21 protein-coding genes are annotated in these 21,178 nt (G+C 74.9%); 3 read left to right on the top strand and 18 right to left on the bottom strand.

Features of this window, described 5'->3' with window-relative positions; all coding sequences use genetic code 11:
• Positions 1–49: 49 nt before the first annotated feature.
• Positions 50–1,657 carry a PEP-utilizing enzyme gene (locus tag JUB12_RS06805; RefSeq protein ID WP_205698869.1) on the bottom strand — a complete coding sequence of 536 codons (1,608 nt, stop codon included), beginning with the start codon at positions 1,655–1,657 and terminating at the stop codon, positions 50–52.
• Positions 1,654–2,634: a hypothetical protein gene (locus tag JUB12_RS06810; RefSeq protein ID WP_205698870.1), complete on the bottom strand. Its 981-nt coding sequence runs from the start codon at positions 2,632–2,634 to the stop codon at positions 1,654–1,656. The genes JUB12_RS06805 and JUB12_RS06810 overlap by 4 nt, the downstream gene beginning before the upstream one ends.
• 23 nt (positions 2,635–2,657) lie before the next feature.
• Here JUB12_RS06810 and JUB12_RS06815 point away from each other — a divergent pair, with 23 nt between their 5' ends.
• Together JUB12_RS06815 and JUB12_RS06820 are read left to right on the top strand one after the other, a co-directional pair.
• Positions 2,658–3,191 carry a TetR/AcrR family transcriptional regulator gene (locus JUB12_RS06815; protein WP_205698871.1) on the top strand — a complete coding sequence of 178 codons (534 nt, stop codon included), beginning with the start codon at positions 2,658–2,660 and terminating at the stop codon, positions 3,189–3,191.
• Between the two features lie 70 nt (positions 3,192–3,261).
• Positions 3,262–3,465: a hypothetical protein gene (locus JUB12_RS06820; protein WP_205698872.1), complete on the top strand. Its 204-nt coding sequence runs from the start codon at positions 3,262–3,264 to the stop codon at positions 3,463–3,465.
• Here the strand turns inward: JUB12_RS06820 and JUB12_RS06825 are convergent.
• The 9 genes from JUB12_RS06825 to JUB12_RS06865 form a co-directional block, all read right to left on the bottom strand.
• A complete protein-coding gene (locus tag JUB12_RS06825; protein WP_205698873.1) occupies positions 3,462–4,325 on the bottom strand; it encodes a MaoC/PaaZ C-terminal domain-containing protein in 864 nt (287 codons plus the stop codon). The two genes, JUB12_RS06820 and JUB12_RS06825, sit on opposite strands and share 4 nt — an antisense overlap.
• 4 nt (positions 4,326–4,329) lie before the next feature.
• A complete protein-coding gene (locus tag JUB12_RS06830; protein ID WP_205698874.1) occupies positions 4,330–5,136 on the bottom strand; it encodes an enoyl-CoA hydratase/isomerase family protein in 807 nt (268 codons plus the stop codon).
• A gap of 1 nt (position 5,137) precedes the next feature.
• Entirely contained in the window at positions 5,138–5,905 is a 768-nt protein-coding gene (locus tag JUB12_RS06835; RefSeq protein WP_205698875.1) for an enoyl-CoA hydratase/isomerase family protein, read from the bottom strand.
• Positions 5,906–5,959: 54 nt separating this feature from the next.
• On the bottom strand, positions 5,960–7,774 hold the full coding sequence (locus tag JUB12_RS06840) for a long-chain fatty acid--CoA ligase (RefSeq protein WP_205698876.1): 1,815 nt from the start codon (positions 7,772–7,774) through the stop codon (positions 5,960–5,962).
• Positions 7,775–7,852: 78 nt separating this feature from the next.
• Complete coding sequence (locus JUB12_RS06845; RefSeq protein ID WP_205698877.1) at positions 7,853–9,046, bottom strand: acetyl-CoA acetyltransferase; 1,194 nt, start codon at positions 9,044–9,046, stop codon at positions 7,853–7,855.
• A 1-nt stretch (position 9,047) separates the two neighbouring features.
• On the bottom strand, positions 9,048–10,439 hold the full coding sequence (locus tag JUB12_RS06850; protein WP_205698878.1) for an OB-fold domain-containing protein: 1,392 nt from the start codon (positions 10,437–10,439) through the stop codon (positions 9,048–9,050).
• An 8-nt stretch (positions 10,440–10,447) separates the two neighbouring features.
• Complete coding sequence (locus JUB12_RS06855) at positions 10,448–11,218, bottom strand: crotonase/enoyl-CoA hydratase family protein (RefSeq protein WP_205698879.1); 771 nt, start codon at positions 11,216–11,218, stop codon at positions 10,448–10,450.
• Positions 11,215–12,411 (bottom strand): acetyl-CoA acetyltransferase, encoded by a 1,197-nt coding sequence (locus JUB12_RS06860; protein WP_205698880.1) that lies wholly within the window; start codon positions 12,409–12,411, stop codon positions 11,215–11,217. Before JUB12_RS06860 ends, JUB12_RS06855 begins: the two co-directional genes overlap by 4 nt.
• Positions 12,401–13,774 carry an OB-fold domain-containing protein gene (locus JUB12_RS06865; RefSeq protein WP_205698881.1) on the bottom strand — a complete coding sequence of 458 codons (1,374 nt, stop codon included), beginning with the start codon at positions 13,772–13,774 and terminating at the stop codon, positions 12,401–12,403. Before JUB12_RS06865 ends, JUB12_RS06860 begins: the two co-directional genes overlap by 11 nt.
• A gap of 46 nt (positions 13,775–13,820) precedes the next feature.
• Between JUB12_RS06865 and JUB12_RS06870 the strand changes: the two genes are divergently transcribed.
• Positions 13,821–14,618, top strand: coding sequence for an enoyl-CoA hydratase-related protein (locus tag JUB12_RS06870; RefSeq protein ID WP_205698882.1), 798 nt, complete (start codon positions 13,821–13,823; stop codon positions 14,616–14,618).
• Here the strand turns inward: JUB12_RS06870 and JUB12_RS06875 are convergent.
• The 7 genes from JUB12_RS06875 to JUB12_RS06905 are packed head-to-tail and all read right to left on the bottom strand — an operon-like array spanning position 14,581 to position 21,127.
• Positions 14,581–16,137 carry a 3-hydroxyacyl-CoA dehydrogenase gene (locus tag JUB12_RS06875; protein WP_205698883.1) on the bottom strand — a complete coding sequence of 519 codons (1,557 nt, stop codon included), beginning with the start codon at positions 16,135–16,137 and terminating at the stop codon, positions 14,581–14,583. The genes JUB12_RS06870 and JUB12_RS06875 overlap by 38 nt on opposite strands.
• The gene (locus tag JUB12_RS06880) at positions 16,134–16,388 is read right to left on the bottom strand and encodes a hypothetical protein (RefSeq protein WP_205698884.1); all 255 of its coding nucleotides are present in this window, start codon (positions 16,386–16,388) and stop codon (positions 16,134–16,136) included. The genes JUB12_RS06875 and JUB12_RS06880 overlap by 4 nt, the downstream gene beginning before the upstream one ends.
• 2 nt (positions 16,389–16,390) lie before the next feature.
• Entirely contained in the window at positions 16,391–16,891 is a 501-nt protein-coding gene (locus JUB12_RS06885; RefSeq protein ID WP_205698885.1) for an aromatic-ring-hydroxylating dioxygenase subunit beta, read from the bottom strand.
• Entirely contained in the window at positions 16,891–18,153 is a 1,263-nt protein-coding gene (locus tag JUB12_RS06890) for a Rieske 2Fe-2S domain-containing protein (protein ID WP_205698886.1), read from the bottom strand. The genes JUB12_RS06885 and JUB12_RS06890 overlap by 1 nt, the downstream gene beginning before the upstream one ends.
• Before the next feature lie 7 nt (positions 18,154–18,160).
• On the bottom strand, positions 18,161–19,318 hold the full coding sequence (locus tag JUB12_RS06895) for an acyl-CoA dehydrogenase family protein (RefSeq protein ID WP_241004447.1): 1,158 nt from the start codon (positions 19,316–19,318) through the stop codon (positions 18,161–18,163).
• The gene (locus tag JUB12_RS06900; protein ID WP_241004448.1) at positions 19,315–20,466 is read right to left on the bottom strand and encodes an acyl-CoA dehydrogenase family protein; all 1,152 of its coding nucleotides are present in this window, start codon (positions 20,464–20,466) and stop codon (positions 19,315–19,317) included. The genes JUB12_RS06895 and JUB12_RS06900 overlap by 4 nt, the downstream gene beginning before the upstream one ends.
• Positions 20,467–20,524: 58 nt before the next feature.
• The gene (locus JUB12_RS06905; RefSeq protein WP_205698888.1) at positions 20,525–21,127 is read right to left on the bottom strand and encodes a hypothetical protein; all 603 of its coding nucleotides are present in this window, start codon (positions 21,125–21,127) and stop codon (positions 20,525–20,527) included.
• Positions 21,128–21,178 lie beyond the last annotated feature (51 nt).

Genomic DNA, 21,178 nt, shown 5'->3' on the forward strand with positions numbered 1-21,178 from the left:
GACGCTACCAGAGAACTGAAAGGACTTTCAACTTCTCCTGAAAGGGCTTTCAGACCCGGGCGAGGACCTCGACCGTCCCGGCCGTCCCGTCGACGCGCACGCGGTCGCCGGTGGCCAGGACGCTCGTCCCGTTGCCCGTCCCCACCACGCACGGGACGCCGAGCTCGCGGGCGACGACCGCGGCGTGGCTCAGCGCCCCGCCGAGGTCGACGACGAGCGCGCTGGAGACGAACATGATCGACGACCAGCTCGGGTCCGTCGTGCGCGCGACGAGCACCTCGTCGGGCTCCACGTCCTCGAAGCTCGGGTCGGTCACCACCCGCGCGACGCCCTCGACCACCCCCGCGCTGACCCCGGTGCCCCGCACGACGCCGGACCCGCCGTCCGCCCCGCCCCCGGCCCCGGGCGCCGCCACCGGCACGAGCTCGGGCAGGCCGGCCCACGACGACGACGCCGGCTCCACGCGCTGGTGGGCCGCGCGCCGCTGGCGGCGGTGCTCGACCACCTCGCGCACGCCGTCGGGCAGGGCGCCGCAGAGCTCCTCGCCGGTGAGCAGGAAGACGTCGTCCGCCGCGGCCAGCACGCCGTCGGCCTCCAGCAGCGCGCCCGCCCGCCGCGCCGCCGCGCGGCCGGCGTCGACCGCCTGCAGGAACGAGCGCTTGGCCACCCCGCGCAACGGCAGCCGGGCGGCCGCGAGGCGCAGGAGCAGGGCCGCTGCCGGGCGCCGGCGGCGCGGCAGCGCGGCGAGCACCTCGGCCTGCGCCGCCGCCAGGCGCTCGCGCGCCCCGGCCTCGCCGGCCAGCGGGCTCTGGGCCTCGTCCCGGGCGGCGTAGCGCGCGACCATGGTGTGCAGGGGCGCCGGGTCCTCGCGCCAGACGCGGCTGGAGACCTCGCCCTCGTCGGGACCGTGGAAGCCGTGGCGCGCGACCACGTCGGCGACCTCGAGCTCGCCGCGCGACGCGCGCCAGATGTCGGCGACGACCGCCATCTCCGCGCCCCCGGTGCCGCTCAGCACGGCGAGGTCGCCCACCCCGGCGTCCTGCACGAGGGCGTCGAGCGCGTCGAACAGCGGCCGGATGCTGGAGAGCGTGCCCACGAGCTGCACGTGCCCGGCGCGCTCGAAGCGCGCGACGGCCTGCGCGAACAGCGCGCGGGCACCCGCGAGGTCGAGGGCGGGGGCCCGGGCCACCGCGTCGCGCCACCAGCGGTCCTGCTCGGGCGCCAGCGCGCGCAGGAGCCCCGGGAAGCGCGCGAAGGTCGTGGGCAGGCGGACGGCGATCGCGGGGTAGCGGGCGCGGGTGGGCGCGAAGGCCATGCCGGGCGGGACGGCCCCGAACATGCTGCGGATCGCCTCGGCCCCCGTCGTCCCGGGCAGGCGGTCGCCGACCAGCGCCATGAACTCGAGCTGCATCGTCAGGCGACCGTGGAACGGCCGCAGGACCCAGTCGGCGGGGTCGGCCGGCGGCGCCAGCTCGTCCCGGCGCAGCACGCCGATCTCGTGGGCCGCCCGGCGCGCCGCGCGCTCGCCCGTCGGTCCCCAGAGCGACCAGCACAGCGGTGTCATGACGCCCGGCACGGCCTCGCCGAGGTTCGTGGTCGTCCAGTGGTGGACGGCCCGCTCCGACGGCATCAGCGGGTCGGGCGGTGCGGAGCTCACGCGCGTGCGGCCTCCGGGACGCCGCTGATCCCGTCGGCCAGGTTCGCGCGCAACGCCGTCGTCACCGGGCCCCGGCCGGCACGGGGGTTCGTGGAGACCTCGAGGTCGCAGAACCCGCGCCGGCCGTCGACCTCCACCTCGCAGATCGCATCGACGCACGCCACGCCGTGGTGCTCGGACACGGTGGCGCCGTAGGGCCGCGCACGCACGACGAGCTCCTCGCCTCCCGGCAGCCGCAGCACGCTCGTGCCGCCGCGGTAGGTCAGCCCGTCGGCCTCGAGCTCCACGACGACGTCCACGGCCTCGGCGTGCACGACCTCGCCCTCGCGCACCACGTAGCCGAACTGGCGCAGGGAACCGTCGACGCCGTGCCACGAGATGCAGCCGAAGGACAGCTCCGGCCCGACGGTGCCCGGCACCCAGCGGTGGTCGAGCAGCGTGTCCCAGCGCCGCACCCCCCAGCTGCGGTCCCGGTGGCCCAGGCCGTCGACCTCGTAGGTGCGGCCGCCGAGCACGATCGTCCCCGTCACCCGTCCGGAGGTCTCGAAGTGCGAGCTGGCGAAGTCGTCGACCAGCGTGCCGGCCGAGGGCGGGAAGAAGTCCGTGCGCGCGTAGAAGTCCGCGAAGCGCAGGCGCATCGAGCACCCCTCGTCGTCCACGGCGAAGACGACGTCCTCGCCGTCGAGCACGGCCAGGTAGCGCCCGCCGTGGGCGCCGAAGCCGTCGTCGCGCAGGTCCGCGTCGGTGAGCGGGGTCGCGACGTTGCGCCGGAACTGCCGGCCGTCGCGGGTGACGAGGCCGAACCACAGCGCCGAGATGCCGCCCGCGTGATGGGGCTCGTGGCCGATGCGCACGTGGCCCCCGATGCCGGCCTCGGGTGCGTGGAACGTCATGAACGCGCTGTCCTGCCACCACTCCCCGGTCTCCGGGACCTGGCGCAGCTCGCCCTCACGACCATGGCGTACGGTGTAAGGCACGTCGGTACCTTACGCTGTACGGCATGGCCGGTGCAAGTCGCGGAGGACCGCTGGACGCCGAGCTCGTCACCCGCGCCGGCGCCGCGCTCGCCGACCGCGAGGGCCTCGCCGCGCTCTCCATGCGCCGCCTGGCCACCGACCTCGGCTGCGCCGCGATGTCCCTCTACAGCCACGTCACGTCCAAGGACGAGCTGATCGACCGCATCGTCGACGCCGCCCTCGCCGACGTGGCGCCCGTCGACCCCGCGCGGCCCTGGCAGCAGGGCGTCACCGCCTTCTTCACCGCCCTGCACGAGCTGCTGCTCGCGCGGCCGGCCATCGCCGAGGCGATGGCGCAGCGCCCCACCGAGGGCCCCGCGGCGGCCCGCCACCGCGACGCCGTGCTCGACGTGCTGCACGAGGGCGGCCTGGACCGGGACACCGCCCACGAGCTGTTCCTCACGCTGTCGTGGTGCACGCTGGGCGCGGCGCTCTACGCCGCCGGACGCCACGGCGCGGGCCGCGAGCAGTTCGCCGGCGGTCTCGCGCACCTCGTGGGCGGCTACACCGCGGACTAGCACGCCGGTGCGCGCGCCGCGTGTGACGTCCTCCACACAGCCGAACGCGATGTTCGGTCACCGTGTGGTCATGACCTACGACCTGGACTCCACCACCGTGCGGGGCGCCGTCGTGGGCGGGGGGCTGGTCATGACCCGCCGCGGCCGCACCACCGTGCTGCACACCGCCACCACCACCGGCCCGGCGCTCCTCGGCGAGTTCGCCGACGTGCGCGAGGCCTGGGCCGCCGTCGACGCCCTCGACCTCGAGGACGTCGCCGCGCAGGCCGCCTAGCGCCGCTCGCCGCGATCGAGCACGACGTTCGCCAGCACGGGCGCGTCGCGCTCGACGCAGCGCGCCGCGGCGTGCAGCGTCTCGCCCTCGTCCCAGACGGCGAGCTCGAGCTCCTCGCCCGGGAACAGCACCCCGGCGAAGCGCGCCCCGTAGCGCCGCACGGCCGTCACGTCGCCGCCGAGGACCTGGTCCACCAGCAGCCGGCAGGCGATCCCGAAGCTGCACAGGCCGTGGAGGATCGGCTGCTCGAAGCCCGCCTTCGTCGCGAACGCGGGATCGGCGTGCAGCGGGTTCTTGTCGCCGGTGAGCCGGTACAGCAGCGCCTGCTGGGGCAGGGTCCGGGCCCGCAGGACGTGGTCCGGCGGGCGGTCGGGCGCGAACACGTGGGGCCTCGGTCCCGCGTCGCCGCCGAACCCGCCCTCTCCGCGGAAGAACGCGCTGAAGCGGTTCGTGCACAGGGGCCGGCCGTCCTGCGCGGCGCGCGTCTCGGTCTCGAGGACGACGAGGGCCGCCTTGCCCTTGTCGAGGACGTCGACCACCCGCCCGGTCGTCACGACGTCGCCCTCCACGGGCAGCGGCTCGTGGACGACGAGCTCCTGCTCGCCGTGCAGCAGGGTGCGCAGGTCGACGTCCATGCCGTCCAGGCCGAGCATGTGCAGGAGCGTCCCCATCGCGGGCAGCACGCCCCACGACGGCAGGACGACCAGCCCCTGCTCGTAGGCCCACTTGAGCTGGCCCGGGTCGGTGGGCGGGTCGCCCGCGCCGACGCCGAGGTGGTACAGGACCACGTCGTCGGGGCCCCACCGCGCAGGGGTCTCGGGCAGCGCGGCGCCCACGACCTTCGCGACGTCGATCGGCATCGGCTCAGGCGCCCCGGAAGGTCGGGGCTCGGCGCTCGATGACCGCGGCGAGGCCCTCGCGCGCGTCGGCGGTCCCCGAGAGCTCGGACACGACGCGCGACTCCTCCGGCAGCCGGTCGGCCACCGTCGCCCCGACGCCGTCCCACAGCAGCCGCTTCGTCGCGGCAAGCGCGAGCGTCGGGCCGGCGGCGAGCGCGGCGGCCAGCGCCCGTCCCTCGTCGAGCAGCGCGTCGTCGGCCACGACGCGCGTGACGATGCCCAGCTCGAGGGCCTCCTGCGCGCTGAGCGTCGGGTTGGTGAGCGCGATCTCCAGCGCCTTGCGCAGCCCCACCAGCCGCGTGAGCGTGACCGAGCCCCCGGCGTCGGGCGCCATGCCCACGCGCGTGGCCCCGAGCAGGAACTTCGACGACTGCGCGGCGAGCACCAGGTCACACGCGCACACCAGGCCGAAGCCGCCCCCGCCGGCGGCGAAGCCGTGGACCGCCGCGACCACGGGCGCCCGCAGGGCCAGCAGCGCGGTGGTGCAGTTCTGCAGCCAGGTCGTCGCCTCGCGCAGGTAGTCGGGCAGCGCCTCGCCCTTGGCGGCGAAGGTCTTGACGTCGCCCCCGGCGCAGAAGCTCGGCCCCTCGCCGGTCAGCAGGACGGCGCGCGTGCGCGGGTCGCCGTGCACGAGCAGCAGCGCGTCGTAGAGCGCCCGCAGCAGCGGCACGTCCAGGCCGTTGAGCGCCTCGGGCCGGTTGAGGCGCACGTGGGCGACGCCCCCGTCCAGGTCGACGAGCACCGGGCCCGCCTCGAGCAGCGTGTCGGACACGTCAGCGTCCTCCTCGGTCGGTGAAGGCGGCGATGCCGGCGGCGGCCGACTCGCCCGTCAGGTGGTCCACGACGGTGCGGCGCTCGAGCTCGAGGCCGTCGGCCAGCGAGAGCTCCAGCCCGTCGCGGATGAGCCGCTTGGTCCGCGCCTGCGCGTCGCGGCTCTTGCCGACGAGCCGCTCGAGCAGCGCCTCGACGGCGGCGTCGAACTCCGCCGCGGGCGCCGAGCGGTAGGCCAGGCCCCAGGCGACCGCGTCGCGGCCCGAGAGGCGGTCGCCGGTGAGCACGTGCGCGCTGGCGCGTTGGCGGCCCACGAGCCGCGGGAGCCGCTGGGAGCTCCCGCCGCCAGGGACCTGCCCGAAGTTCGCGTGGTTGTCGGCGATCCTGGCCTCGTCGGTGACGATCGCGATGTCGGCCGCCTGCAGCAGCTCGAACCCGCCCGCCATCGCGTAGCCCTCAACGGCGCAGACCACCGGCGCCGAGACCTGCCCCACGGCGTCGCAGGCCCGCCCGAAGGCCGCGAAGAGCTCGGCGGTCGCCTGCGGGCCCTCCTGGCGCAGGCGCTCGAGCTCGTGGAAGTCGCCGCCCACGCAGAAGTTCCCGCCCGCCCCGCGGATGAGGACGACCTCCGCCTCCTCCCCGTGCGCCTCGACCGCCTCGCGCAGTCCCTCGGCCAGCGCGACGGTGATGGCGTTCAGCGCCTCCGGGCGGTTGAGCGTGATCCGTGCGACGGGACCGTCGCGCTCGGCGAGGACGGGGTCGGCCGACATGGCGTCCGAGCATATCGGACGCCATGTCCGTACACGTTGACCGACGCGGCGGTCTCAGCCGGCGTAGAGGCCCTCGATCAGCCCCTCGTACTTCTGGTTGATCGGCTTGCGCTTGAGCTTCATCGTCGGAGTGAGCTCGTCGCCGCCCGGCGCCCACTCCTCGGTGAGCAGCTCGTAGCGCTTGATCTGCTCCACGCGCGAGAGGCGGCCGTTGGCCTGCTCGACGGCCTGGGCGATGCGCGCGCGCACGCGCTCGTCCGCGGCGACCGCCGCGACCGTGGGCGGGTCGATGCCGAGCTTCGGCGCGGCCGCCGCCGCGATGTCGGGGTCGAGCACGAGGAGCGCGACGTTGTACGGGCGCTGGTCGCCGATCACCGCGGCCTGGCCGATGAGCGGGTCGGCCGACTTGAGCTCCTGCTCGATGTTCGCCGGCGACATGTTCTTGCCGGCCGCGTTGATGATGAGCTCCTTCTTGCGGTCGACGATCCGCACGTAGCCCTCGTCGTCGATCGAGCAGATGTCGCCCGTGCGCAGCCAGCCGTCCTCGGTCATGGCCTCGGCCGTCTTCTCGGGCTCGTTGCGGTAGCCCTTCATGATCGTCGCGCCGCGCACGAGCAGCTCCCCGTCCGCGTCGAGCCGCAGCTCGCAGCCCTCGATGACCTGGCCGACCGAGCCGATCTTCGCCGCGGCGGGCGCGGTGACGGTCACGCAGCAGGAGCACTCCGACATGCCGTAGATCTCCGAGATCGGCAGACCCAGCGCGAGGAGGAACTCCTGGACCGCACGGGCCAGCGGCGCCGCGCCGATGATGAACCACTCGACCTGGTCGAGGCCCAGCTTGGCCCGCAGCTTCGAGAGGACCGCCTCGTCCATGGCCGCGACCTTCTGGGCGAGCTCCTCGGGAACCGGCTCCCCGGCCTGCTCCAGGCGGACCTTCTGCTTGGCCAGCTCGATCGCGCCGAGCACGGCCTCGCGCCGCGCCTCGTCGGGCTCGGCCTGCAGCCCCGCCTCCAGCGCCGCCTTGAGCTTCTCGGCGACGCGCGGCACGGCGCCCCACACCGTGGGCCGCACCTCGGGCAGGACCTGCGCGATGAGCTTCGGGTCGGGCACCGTGGTGATCTGGAGCCCGAAGCACATCTGGTTGTAGTGCGAGGACCAGCGGTCGGCGATGTGCGCCGACGGCAGGTAGGAGGTGATGCGGGCGCCCGGGCGCATCGGCAGCACCTGCGAGACGCCGCGGCACTGGGCGAGCATGTTCGCGTGGGTCAGCTCGACGCCCTTTGGCGGACCGGTGGTGCCCGAGGTGTAGATCAGGGTCAGCACGTCGTCGGGCTGGACGGCCCGCCACGCGGTCTCGAAGTCGAAGGCCGGGTCGCCGGCGGCCTCGAGCTCCTCCAGCGTGATGGTCCCGTCACGGCGCCCGTCGAGGCAGACGATCGTGCTCGGGCGGCCGCGGTCGCCGCGCGCCTCGATCAGCTTGTCGACGAAGACCTCCTGCGTGATGACGAGGTCGGCCTGGGAGTTGTCCAGCAGGTAGGCGACCTGCTCGGGCGACGAGGTCGCGTAGATCGAGAACGGCGTGGCGCCGAGGTGCACGGCGGCGGTGTCGCAGAGGTGGAACTCCGGCCGGTTGACCAGGAGCAGCGCGACGGTGTCCCCGCGCGCGACGCCCTTGGCGGCCATGCCCGCGGCGATCGAGCGCACGCGGTCGGCGTAGGCGCCGAAGGTGATCTCGGTCTGGCCGTCGTGGCTGCGAACGGCGACCTCCTCGGCGTAGGCGGCGGCGGTCGCCTGGAAGGCCTCGCACATCGTGGAGGCGTGGACCTCCGGGGACGCGGAGCCCAGCGACTCGGGGGCGGTGGTCGTCATTCCCTCTCCTCTTGGCGGACGGCGGTTCGTTGTAGACGCTACAGATGGCGGGGTCGGACGTCGTGTCCAGACGGCGCGTCAGGCAGGGTCGCGCTCCGCCCCGACGATCGAGATGAACGACACGCACGCCCCGGGCGAGCCGCCGAGGTTGTGGGTCAGGCCGAGCTTGGGGTCCTCGAGCTGGCGGTCGCCCGCCTCGCCGCGGAACTGCAGCCAGCACTCGAAGAGCATCCGCAGGCCGCTGGCGCCGATCGGATGGCCGAAGGACTTCAGCCCCCCGTCCGGGTTGACCGGCAGGTCGCCGTCGAGGTCGAACCGGCCCTCCATGACGTCCTTCCAGCCCTCGCCCCGGTCCGAGAAGCCGAGGTCCTCCATCAGGACGAGCTCGGTCGGCGTGAAGCAGTCGTGGACCTCGGCCATCGAGATCTCCGCCCGCGGGTCGGTGACGCCCGCCTGCGCGTAGGCGTCCTCGGCCGAGGCGACGACCTCGCCGAACGACGTGAAGTCGTACTCGGGGTCGACGGGACCCTCGGCCGGTCCCGCGGCGAAGGCCAGCGCCTTCACGAACATCGGCCGGTCGGTGTAGCGGTGGGCGTCCTCGGCGCGGACGATGATCGCCGCGGCCGCGCCGTCGGCGACGCCGCTGCAGTCGAAGATCCCGAGCTGCCCCGCCACGATCGGCGAGCTGGCGATCTTCTCCATCGGCACCTCGCTGCGGAACTGCGCCCGCTCGTTGAGCGCGCCGTTCTTGTGGTTCTTCCACGCGATGCGCGTCATGACGTCCTTGAGCTGGCCGGGCTCGACGCCGTACTTCTTGGCGTACGCGGGTGCGAGGAGGCTGAAGACCGCCGGCGCCGACGGCTCGGAGACCGTGCCGTCGTTGGAGGCGGGCGGGACGACGAGGCCCGAGTAGCCGGAGTCCTTGAGCTTCTCCCCGCCGACGGCCATGACGACGTCGTAGGCGCCCGATGCGACGGCGTAGCAGGCGTTGCGGAACGCCTCGGAGCCCGTCGCGCAGTAGTTCTCGACGCGGGTGACCGGCTTGTTGTCGATCTTCAGCGGCCGGCTGAGGGTGAGCCCGGAGGTCCCGGAGCCCATGGTGCCCAGCCAGTAGGCGTCGACGTCGTCGCGCTGCAGGCCGTCGACCGAGCCGACCGCCTCGTTGACGGCGTCGATGAGGAGGTCGTCGATCGACCGCCCCCAGTGCTCGCCGAAGGTCGTGCATCCCATGCCCACGATCGCGACGCGGTCGCGGATCCCATGGCTCGCCATCTCAGCTGCGCTCCTTCACGGGTCGGCCCTTCCAGAAGTAGTTGTGCACGCCGGCCGCGCTGTACATCCGGCGGAAGGTCATCTCGACGCGCGTCCCCACGTCGACGTCCTCCGGCGTGCAGTCGGTCAGCTCGCACGTGAAGCGGCCGCCGCCCTCGAAGTCGATGGCGGCGGTGATCGTCGGCGGGCTGAGCGAGAACGCCAGCCGGTCGACGGTGTAGGTCGTGACGGTCCCCTGGCGGTCGGCCATCGAGACGTCGTCCATCTCGTCGACCGCGCCGCAGGTGCCGCACACCCGCGTCGGCGGGACGTGCACGCGCTCGCACGAACGACAGCGGGTGCCGACGAAGCCGAACTTCCAGCTCGCCGCGCGCTGGGCCGGAGGGCCCTCGGGCCGGACGGGGTCCGGCCGCCGCGGCGGCTCGCGCACGAGCGTCCCGCGCCAGGTCAGGTACGTCGCGTAGTCGACCTCCTCGGCGAGCCCGAGCTGTGCCCGGGGTCCGGCGGTCGCCGGGCGGCCGGCGATCGCGTCGGTCACCCGCAGCACCAGGGCGTCGGCACCGTCGGCGGCGCTGACGACGAGGACGTGCTCGCCGGGCTGCGCGCGGTCCAGCGCGTCGGCCAGCCCGACGCCGGCCTGCGCGGCACCGAGGTTCCCGGTGGCCGCCTCGAGCGACGGGTCGACCGCGGCGCCGAACGCCCTGGCCGCGGTCGCGGCGGCGCGGGTGTGCGGCGAGGCGATGACGACGTGGTCGGGCCGTTCGACGCCGGCGGCGGCCAGCGCGCGGCCGGCGGCGTCCTGCACGAGCGGCAGGTAGACGCCCAGGCCGAAGCGCTCCTCCCAGACGCTCGAGTGCTGCTCGCCGGGCACGCGCCAGCGGTCGAGGAACTCCGCGGTGGCGCTCGCCTGGCCGACGAGCTCGGCGACCACGCCGTCGCCCTCGCCGAAGAGGAACGCGGCGGCGCCGTCGCCGCCGCCCGCCTCGTCGGCCGACCCCGGGCGGCCGATGCGCACGTCGCTGAGCACCGCCAGCCCGCCCTCGGCGGCGGCCGCGCGCAGGGCGCCGACCGCGCTGCGGATGGACCCGACGTGGTCGGTGGCGAAGACGTCGGGAGCGAGCGTCAGGGCGGCGTGGATGGCCGTCGCGTTGGTCTTGTCGGCGTAGGCGGGCGCGGTCGTGGCGAAGTGGACGGCGGTCGGCGTGAAGCTGCCGTTCCACCGCGCGGCCCGTGCCGCCTCCACGCCCATGGAGGTCGTGTCCTCGTCGAAGCCGGCGACCGCCCGCGTCCCCCTGCCGCCGGGCGGGTCGGACGGGTTCAGGGTCCTGCGGATCGCGGCGCGGTCGAGGCGGTGGCGGGGGACGTAGGTCCCGTAGCTGACGATGCCGGGCATGTGCTCCTTCAGCGCCCCTGCCAGACGGGGGCGCGCTTCTCGGTGAAGGCCCGCGCGCCCTCGCGCGCGTCCTCGGACGCCATGACCGGATCGGCGATCGCCGCCTGCCGGTCGAAGAACTCGCTGTCGCTCCAGGACCACTGCTCCTGGAGCACCTGCTTGCTCGCGGTGAGCGCCAGCGGGCCGTTGGCCGCGATCGTCTGCGCCAGCGCGAGGGCCTCGGTGAGCGCCTCCCCCGGCTCGGCGAGCCGGTTCACGGCGCCCAGCGCGTGGGCGCGTTCGGCCGTGATGAGCTCGCCCGTGAGCGCCAGCTCCATCGCGATGGGCGCGGGCAGCAGCCGCGGCAGCCGGCGCAGCGCCCCGCCCGCGGCGACCAGGCCGCGCTTGGCCTCCGGGATGCCGAGCTTCGCCCCCTTCGCGGCGACGACGAGGTCGCAGGCCAGCGCGACCTCCAGGCCGCCGGCGACGGCGAAGCCCTCGATCGCGGCGACCAGGGGCGTGCGCGGCGGGCGGCGGACGATGCCGGCGAAGCCGCGGTCGCCGGCCCACGGGCGCGTGCCGGTCTGCGCGAAGGCCTTGAGGTCCATGCCGCTGCAGAAGCCCTTGCCCGCGCCGGTGAGCACGCCGACGCGCAGGCCCGGGTCGCCGTCGAGCTCGTCGAGCGCGGCCGCGATCGCCTCGGCCATGGGGACGTCGACGGCGTTGCGCTGCTCGGGGCGGTTGAGCGTGAGGACGAGCACCGCGTCGCGGCGCTCGACCAGCAGTGGCGGGGCGCTCACCCCTGCTCGGCCCCCACGATCGAGATGAACGACACGCACGTGCCGGGGCGCCCGCCGAGGTTGTGGGTCAGCCCGAGGCGCGGATCGGCGAGCTGGCGGTCGCCCGCCTCGCCGCGGAACTGCAGCCAGCACTCGAAGAGCATCCGCAGCCCGCTGGCGCCCACCGGATGGCCGAAGGACTTCAGGCCGCCGTCGGGGTTGACCGGCAGCGCGCCGTCGAGGTCGAAGACGCCCTCGAGCTCGTCGCGCCACGCCTGGCCGCGCTCGCTGAAGCCGAGGTCCTCCATGAGCACGAGCTCGGTCGGCGTGAAGCAGTCGTGCACCTCGGCCATCGAGATCTCGGCGCGCGGGTCCGTGATGCCGGCCTGCGCGTAGGCGTCCTTGGCGCAGGCCACGACCTCGTGGAAGGTCGTGTAGTCGTAGGAGGGGTCGATCGGCCCGCTGGCGGGGCCCGCGATGACCGACAGCGCCTTCACGAACATCGGCCGGTCGGTGTACCGGTGGGCGTCCTCGGCGCGGACGACGAGCGCGGCCGCCGCGCCGTCGGAGACGCCGGAGCAGTCCATGACGCCCAGGCGGCCCGCGACCCGGCCGGCCCCCGCGTCGATCTTCTCCTTCGGGACCTCCTTGCGGAACTGCGCGCGCGGGTTCTTGGCCCCGTTGACGTGGTTCTTCCACGCGACGTGGGTCATCGCGTCGCGCATCGCCTGCGGGTCGACGCCGTACTTCTTGCAGTAGGCGGGGTCCAGCAGCGAGAAGGCGGCGGGCGCGGTGAGCGTCTCCTCCGGCGCGGTGCCGTCGCCCGGGACGTTGGAGCGCACGAGCCCCGAGTAGCCGGTGTCCTTGAGCTTCTCGACGCCGACCGCCATGACGCGGTCGTAGGCGCCGGAGGCCACGGCGTAGCAGGCGTTGCGAAACGCCTCGGAGCCCGTCGCGCACATGTTCTCGACGCGGGTGACGGGCTTGTAGTCGATGCCCAGCGGCTTGGAGAGGACGGTGCCCGACTGGCCCGAGTTCATCGTCCCCAGCCAGAAGGCGTCGACGTCCTCCTTGGGCAGGCCGGGCGCCGAGGCGAAGCACTGCTCGGCGGCGTCGACGAGGAGGTCGTCGGCCGACTTGCCCCAGTGCTCGCCGAAGGCCGTGCAGCCCATGCCGACGATGGCGACCTTGTCGCGGATCCCGTTAGACGGCACGGCGCACCCTGACCTTCCAGAAGTAGTTGTGGACGCCGCCGGCCGTGTAGAGCCGGCGGAAGGTGAGCTCGAGCGGCGTGCCGATGTCGACCTGGTCGGGGTCGGCGTCGGCGACCTCGAGCGTGTAGCGCCCGCCGCCGTCGAAGTCGACGACCGCGTCGATCATCGGCGGCGAGGGCGAGAAGGCGAGGCGGTCGACGGTGTACGTCGCGACGGTCCCACCCTTGCCGGCCAGCGGCGCGCGCGCCATGCGGTCGACGGCCTGGCAGTTGACGCACACCCGCCGCGGGGGGACGTGGACGTGGTCGCAGGCCTCGCAGCGCGAGCCGACGAACGCGAACTTCCAGGCCTCGGAGCGCGCGGACGCCGGCCCCGCGGGACGGCTGGGCTCGGGCCGGCGCGGCGGCTCGCGGTGCAGCATCCCGCGCCAGGTCAGGTAGGTCGCGTACGGGACGTCGTGGCCGCCCTCGAGCTGCTCGGCGACGGGCACCGTCGCCCGGCGGCCGGGCAGCGCGTCGGTCGTGCGCAGCACGGTCGCGTCGCAGCCGTCGGCGGCGATCACCAGCAGGATCGTCTCCCCCGGCCCCGCGCGGTCGAGCACCGCGGCGAGCCGGACCCCCGGGTCGGCCGCGCCGGCGTAGCCGATCGCCGGCGGCTGCTCGGGCACGCGCCCTGCGAGGCTCTTGGCGGCGGTCGCGGCGGCGCGGCTGTGGGGCGAGGAGACGACGACGTGGTCGACCTCGTCGAGGCCCGCGGCGTCGAGCGCGCGGCGGGCGGCGTCCCGCACGAGCGGCAGGTAGGCCTCGAGGCCGAAGCGCTCCTCCCACTGCCCGCTGGCCTGCTCGCCGGGCGCGCGCCAGCGGTCGAGGAACTCCGCGGTGGCCGACGCCTCGGCGACGACCTCGGCGATCGGCGGGCCCTCGCCGAAGAGGAACGCCGCGGCGGCGTCGCCGCTGTCGCGCTCGTCGGCCGACCCGGGCCGGCCCGTGCGCAGGTCGCTCAGCACGGCCAGGCCTCCCGAGCCCGCGGCGGCGCGCAGCGCACCGGTGGCCCCGCGTGCCGAGCCGGCGAGGTCGACGGCGAAGCCCTCGTGGCCCAGGTCGAGCGCGGCGTGGATCGCCGTCGCGTTGGTCTTGTCGAGGTACGCCGGTGCCGTGGTGGCGAAGAACAGGCTCTGCGGCCGGGTGCCGTCGGTCAGGGCGGCACGCGCCGCCTCGACGCCCATCGTCGTCGAGTCCTCGTCGTAGGAGGCGACGGCCCGGGCGCCCTTGCCCCCGCCCGTGCCGAGGGCGGAGGCGAGCTCCGCGCGCTGCAGCCGGTGCCGCGGGACGTACGCGGCGTAGGACAGGAGGCCGTGACCCATACGCCAAGATCGTACATGCTGTCCAGACATTGCGTAGCATCCGCGCGTGGCCGAGCGCAGCGACGACGTCCTGGTGCAGCGCGACGGTGCCGTCGCGCACCTGCAGCTCAACCGCCCGGAGGCGCTCAACGCGTGGACGCCCGACATGGGCCGCGCCCTGCTGGCGGCGCTGCGCGACGCCGGCACGGACCCCGGCGTGCGCGCCGTGCTGGTCACCGGCGCGGGCCGTGGCTTCTGCGCGGGCGCCGACGTCAAGGTGCCGCGCGAGCTGCTGCCCGACGGCGCGCCCGACCTCCACACCCGCCTCGAGGAGATCTACAACCCGGTCGTGCTCGAGGTCCGGCGGATGCCCAAGCCCGTCGTCGCCGCCGTCCACGGCCCGGCCGCCGGGCTCGGCGTCTCCCTCGCCGCCGCCTGCGACCTCGTCGTCGCCGCCGACTCGGCGACCTTCCTCCTGGCCTTCGTCCACATCGCCGTCATGCCGGACGGCGGCGTCCTCGGCCACCTCGCGGCGAAGGTCGGCGCCGGCCGTGCCGCGGAGCTCGCGATGCTCGGCGAGCGGCTTCCCGCGGCCCGCGCGCACGCGTGGGGCCTCGTCCAGCGCCTCGTCGCCGACGACGAGCTCCACGCCGAGGGGTTGGCCCTCGCGCAGCGCCTGGCCGCCATGCCGACGACGGCCCTGGCCTCGATCAAGGAGGTCCTCGACCGCTCGCGCACGCTGGCCCTCGAGGACGCGGTGGCGCTCGAGGCGCAGGTCCAGCAGCGCCACGCGACCACCGCGGACTACGCCGAGGGCGTCGCGGCGTTCAAGGAGAAGCGGCGGCCGCGGTTCGTGGGGCGGTAGGAGCGACCGGCGCCTCGACGTCCCGCAGGCCCATCCCGATCGCCGCGCGCCGGCGCAGGAGCGGCGCGACGCGGTAGCGCTCCTCGTGGAGCTCGGCGAACAGGCCGTCGAGGATGCGCACGACCTGGGCGGTGCCGGTGGCCTCGGACCAGGCGACGGGCCCGCGGGGGTGGTTGACGCCGAGCTCGAGGCCGGCGTCGACGTCGTCGGGCGTGCCGTCGCCGGCGCCGACGAGGAAGGCCGCCTCGTTGACGAGCTGGGCGACGATGCGGCCGAGGACGAGGCCGGGGCCGTCGCCGACCCACTCGGGCACGCGGCCCAGGCTGCGGACGAGCGCGTCGAGGCGCTCGGCCGCCACCGGGTCGGTGCGCGGGGTGCGGGTGAGCTCGACGAGGCGCGCGCCGTCGAACGGCGCGAGGAGGTGCAGGCCCGCGGCCTCGGGCGCGGCGAGGTGCAGCGAGGCGCCGTCGACGAGGACCGCGTCGCGACCGACCCACAGCCACGGGTCGTCGTGGTCGCCGACGTCCCAGCCCGCCGCCCGGGCGGCGCTGCGCAGGGCGTCGGGTGCCGGGCCGTCGCCGTCGACGCGCAGCGGGCGGCCGTCGCCGCCGCCGGCCTGCGGCGGCTCCGGGTCGGCCGGCGGGCCGGCGCCGTCGCCCTCGTAGGCGTACCAGCCGGCGCCCGTCTTGCGACCCAGGCGCCCCGCGGCGACCATCCGCGCGGCCAGCGGGCTCGGGCGGTAGCGCGGCTCGCCGTAGGTCTGGCGGTGGAAGCCCTCGGCGACCGCGTGGTTGGTCTCGATGCCGATGAGGTCCATGAGCTCGAACGGGCCCATCCGGAAGCCGCCGGCCATGCGCATGACGCGGTCGACCTGCTCGACGGTCGCCTGGCCCTCCTGGACCACGCGCAGCGCCTCGAGGAAGAACGGGCGGTTGACGCGGTTGACGAGGAAGCCCGGGATGTCGGCGGCGTCGATGACGCGCTTGCCCATCGCCTCCCCCACCGCGCGGGCGACGGCCACGACGTCGGGCGCGGTCGCGACGCCCGGGACGACCTCGGCCAGGCGCATGACCGGCGCCGGGTTGAAGAAGTGCAGGCCGACGACGCGCTCGGGCCGCGGCACGCCGGCCGCGATCTCGGTCACCCCCAGCGACGACGTGTTCGTCGCCAGGACGCAGTCCGCGCCGCAGAGCTCGGCGAGCCGGCCGAAGAGCTCGAGCTTGAGCTCCAGGCGCTCGGGGACGGCCTCGATCACCATGCCGCAGCCGGCGAGCTCCTCGAGCCGGCCGGCGGGCTCGACGCGGGCGCGCAGCGCCGCCGCCTCCTCGGCGCTCAGGCGCCCCTTGGCCACGAGCTTGCCCAGCCCGCGCTCGATCGTCGCCAGGCCGCGCTGGAGCCCCTCGGGGACGGCGTCGAAGAGCCGCACGCGCGCGCCCGCCTGCGCGGCGAGCTGCGCGATGCCCGCGCCCATCGTCCCCGCACCCACGACGCCGATGACGTCGGGGACCCGCGCGCTCACCGGTCGAGCTCCTCGCGGGCCAGCACGCCGTCGTCGCGCCAGCGGTGCAGCGACGGGTCCAGGAAGCGGTGCAGGGCGCCGTCGGGCAGCCACGCCAGCGTCTCGAGCTCGAGGGCATCGAGGAACCCCACGTGGCCGGTGCGCAGGTCCTCGACGCGCAGCCGCGGCCCGTTGCCCTCGTGGTCGATGCTCAGGGAGACCGCCGCGAACTCGCTGACGACCTCGCCGACCGGCTCGGCCTCGCCGCGCATGCTCAGATGAGGAACGACAGCGTGTACAGGGCCCGGTCGTTGTCGACGAGCATGACCTTCTTGAAGGCCATCCGCAGCTCGCCGTCGACCTCGCGCAGCCCGTACTCGTACCGGCCCGCCCAGTGCGTCGTCCCGCGCTCGCGCGACTCGACCACCAGGAAGTTGGCCCCCACGCGGACCTGCCCGTCGACCTCGGGGTCGGGGCCGAGCAGCTCGACGTTGGTCACCAGCCGGCGCACGCGCGAGGGCGGCGTGGCGGCGTGGCGCTTGCCGGTGTGGAACTGCTTGACGCGCGTGGCGATCCGCGCGCGGTTGTCGAAGATCACCGACATCTGCCGCGTCGGGTCGATGTCGTCGCCGTTGGCGGGCACCCAGTAGATCGCGTCGTCGGTCCACAGGGCCTCCCACGCGTCGTAGTCGTGGTCGTCGGCGTAGCGCGCCTCCCGGAAGAGGAACTGCTCGACGTCGCGCAGGTCGATCCCGACCGCGGGCGTCGCCGCCACTAGACCGCCTCCATCAGCGACCGGTAGTGGCGCCAGATGCCGCGCTGGGGCACCTCGTCCGTCGCGTCCCCGATGAGGAAGCCGCGCTCGTCGTGGCGCTCGCGGTGCACCCCGCGCTTGAGGACGAGCCACTCGGGGTCCTTGGCCAGCACGCCGCGCTGGTTGCGCTCGTACATCTCCGAGTCGTCGGCGAGCAGGAAGCCCGCCGGCCCGACGGACCCGATCGTCTGCTGCAGCATCCGCCGGTTCATGTCCGGGCAGCCCCCGTACTGGACGGCGGTCACGTGCTGCACGGTCTGGTCGACGGCCAGCGGCTGCAGGACGAAGAGCTGGATCTCGGCGATGAAGAGGTTCGGGAAGACCATGACGTGCGGGGAGCCGTCGATGAGCACCTCGCGCGCCCTGTCCTTGCCGTAGGCGTCCTCCATCTGGCGCACGTAGTCCGGGACCTTCTCGGGCTTCGTGCCGAACCACCCCAGGGGCTGGCCGATGCGCCGGAACTCGGGCCGCAGGTCGTTCTCGGTGTGGCCGTTGCCCAGGTCGCGCGCCACCGCGGTCGACTTCTCGCCGTAGAGGTCGCCGATGCCGCTGTCGGCCACGCTGAAGATCGACGAGTGGACGAACTGCGGGTGGTAGCCGTCGGTCTCGTTCTCCAGCAGCATCTTCCAGTTGGCCTTGACCTTGTGCTGGAGCCAGCCGGCGGTCAGCTCGACCTCGCCCGTCGGCGAGAGCGCGACGAGCCGGTCGAAGGCCTCGCGAGCGGCGCCGAGGTGCTCGAGCAGCGTCGGCCCCTCCTCGGCGAAGGAGCCGAAGACGAAGCCCTGGTACTGGGCGACGCGCGGGACGCGGCCGAGGCCGAGGTCCTTCTTGGCCTCGCGCCCGCCGTAGCCGCTGTTGAAGGGGTACCCGAGCAGCTTGCCGGTGTTGGAGAACGTCCAGCCGTGGTAGGGGCAGCGGAACGCGCTCGAGTTGCCGCGGGGCGCGTCGCAGACGAGGTTGGCCCGGTGGGTGCAGCGGTTGAGCAGCAGGTGGATCTCGCCCTGCTTGTCGCGGGACATGATCACCGGCTGCGGGCCGAGGGACTTCAGGACGTAGTCGTTGGGCTCGGGCACCTCGGACACGTGCCCGACGTAGACCCACTCGCGGTACCAGATGCGCTCGAGCTCGGCCTGGTAGATCGCGGGGTCGGTGTAGAGCGACCCGTGCACGCGGTCGTGCTCGATCAGGTCCGCCCAGGGCGTGAGGGGCTCGACGGCGGTCATGGTGCTCCTACGATCGTACATGCTGTCCAGACACCTCGCGTGGAGTTGTCGTCCGATCGGCGGCGGGCACGAGCGCGAACAGCGCCTGCGCGACGGCGTCGGCCGCCGCGGTCGTCCCGCCGGCCAGCCGGCGGGCATGCTCGGCGCGCCGGTAGGTCAGCGAGGCGTCGTGCTCCCACGTGGCACCGACGCCGCCGTGGACGAAGATGCTCTCCAGCGCGCAGAAGCCCAGGGCGTCGGCGGCGGTCACCCGCGCGGCGTTGGCGGTGAGGGCGAAGCGCTCGCGCTCCTCGTCCCACTGGCGCGCGGCGGCGATGACGACCGACCGCGCACCCTCGGTGCGCCGCAGCATCTCCACCAGCTTGTGCTTGATCGCCTGGTAGGAGCCGATCGGCCGGCCGAAGGCGACGCGGTCCACCGCGTAGTCGCGCGCGAGCTCCAGCGCCGCCGACGCGGCGCCGACCGACTCGGCCGCCAGCAGCAGCCGCTGCAGGTCGGCCCCGTCGCGCGCCCGCGCGGGCGCCAGGTCCAGCACGCGCACCTCGAGGTCGTCGAGCGCGACGTCGCCGACCGCCCGCGTGGCGTCGTAGCCGGCCACCGCGTCCAGCGCGACGCCGCCGGCCTCCGCCGCCACGACCCCGGCCGCGGGCAGCCCCTCCTCGTCCTCGCCGACGAGGACCAGCACGTCGGCGCCCGGCGCGTCGAGCACCCCCGGCACGTGCCCGGTGGCCCGGGCCACCGCGCCGTCGCGGCGCAGCGTGAGACGCCCGCCGCGCCCGCCGACCGCCGGGTCGACCAGCGCGGCGCGGCGCGTGCCGTCGGCCAGCTGGCCCAGGAGCCCGCCGCCGGCGTCGGGGGCCGCGCCGAGCAGCGCCGTCGCCGGCAGGTGGCCGAGCAGGCGGGCGTCGGCCAGGCGCCGCCCGCACTCCTCCAGGACGAGGGTCGCCTCGGCGGCCGACAGGGCGGCGCCGCCGGCGTCCTCGGCGACCAGCAGCCCGGCCCAGCCCGCCTCGCAGGCCAGCGGCCAGAGGTCCGGGGCCGGCCCTCCGTCGAGCGCCGCCCGCGCCGCCTCGAGCGTCGCGACGCGCCCCAGCGCGTCGCGCGCGGCCTCGACCAGGAAGCCCTGCTCGTCGCTGAGCGCCCGGAACATCGCCGCCGCGCTCACGCCGCCACCCGCGGCTCGGGCGGCAGGCCGAGGACCCGCTCGCCGATGACGTTGCGCAGGATCTCCTCGGTCCCGCCGGCCGACCGCACGCCGGGGAGCATCGAGACCTGATGGCCCCACTCGGGCGCCACGAGCGCCTGCGCGCCGCGGACGTCGACGGCCAGCCGGCAGGCGTCGAGGGACGCCAGCACGCTGGTGATCTTGATCAGCCCGGCCTCCGGGCCGGGGACCTGGCCCTGGGAGACCTGCTCGACGACCCGCTCGCTCGTGTGGCGCAGGGCCAGCAGCTGGGAGGCCACCTCGCCCAGGCGGACGCGCACGGCCGGGTCCTCGCGGTCGTCGGCGTGCGCGCCGACCGCCGCCACGAGCTGGTCCAGCGGCGTGGCGTGCAGCCCGGAGCCGACCGCGACGCGCTCGAAGCCGAGCATCGTCAGGGCGACCTTCCAGCCCTCGCCCGGCGCGCCGATGACGGCCTCGGCGCAGAGCCGGACGTCGTCGAGGAAGACCTCGTTGAACTCCGCGTCGCCGGTGATCTGGCGCAGCGGACGGATCGTCACGCCCGGTGCGTCCATCGGGACGACGAACATCGTCAGGCCCTTGTGCTTGGCGACGTCCGGGTCGGTGCGCGCGAGCAGGATCCCGAAGGCGGCGTGCTGGGCGAAGGACGTCCACACCTTCTGGCCGTCGACGGCCCAGGTGCCGTCGTCCTGGCGGCGCGCGCGGGTCTGCACCGCGGCGAGGTCCGAGCCGGCGCCCGGCTCGGAGAGCAGCTGGCACCAGGGCTCGTCACCGCGCAGCAGCGGCTCGAGGTGGCGGTCCTGCTGCTCGGCGCTGCCGTGCACCATGAGCGTCGGGCCGACCATGCCGATGCCGATGAAGTCGAAGGCGGTCGCGACGCCGTGGGCCTCGAGCTCCTGCTCGACGGCCACGGCCTCGGCCGGGCTGCCGCCCGCGCCGCCGAAGCGCTCGGGCCAGGTCACCCCGGCGTAGCCGGCCTCGCTGAGCGTCCGCTGCCACGCGAGGCGGCCGCGGACGTCGTCGTCGTCGAGCGGCTCGAGCACCGTGCGGCGCGGGGCCGTCTCGGCGTGGGCGGCCAGCCACTCCCTCAGGCGCGCCCGGTAGGCGCGCAGCGCGTCGTCGTCTGCCATGTCGAGCGGCATCGTACGTGCTGTCCACACATGGTGTCCAGCACGGTGTCGGTGCCGCCTACGCAGCGCGGCCGGCGGCCGCCTCGGCCTCGCGCGTGTGTCCGGCCAACCCGATCAGGTCCTCGTGCAGCTCGAACCACACCGTGTGGTAGCTGTCCACCACCGGGCGCAGGAACCACGCGTGGTCGCCCGCCTGGATCGTCGCGAGCGCCGCATCGAAGCGCCCGGGGTACGGCGCGAGGCGCGGGGCGACCGCGACCAGGCGGTCCAGCAGCGCACGCAGCGGCGGGTGGACCTCGTCGGCCAGCCGCCGCAGGATCGCACCGTCGTAGGCGGCGTCGGTGTGGTCGTTGGGCGCGCCGTCGCGCTGCTGCCAGGCGGTCGCGAGCTCCTTGAACGTGGCGTTGAGCGCGGTGAACTCCTCGTAGAGCGCCGCCAGTGCGTCCTGATCGACACCCGCGCGCTCGCGGGTCAGCAGCTCGCCGAGGCGCGCCTTGCCCTCGGGCGTCATCCGGTAGCGCTCGCCCTTGTCCACCAGCAGGCCCGCCTGCGCCAGGCCGGCCAGGGCCTGGGTGGCGTCGGCGCCCGTGACGCCGGCCACCTGCTCGGGCGTGGCCCGCCCCTTCAGGCGCACGGCCTGCAGCACCTCGATGTCGTCCATCAGCTCGCTCCTCCTGCTCGTGGGGTCGAGGCACTATGAGACACCATGTAC

This window comes from Conexibacter sp. SYSU D00693 (assembly GCF_017084525.1).
Taxonomy (GTDB): domain Bacteria; phylum Actinomycetota; class Thermoleophilia; order Solirubrobacterales; family Solirubrobacteraceae; genus Baekduia.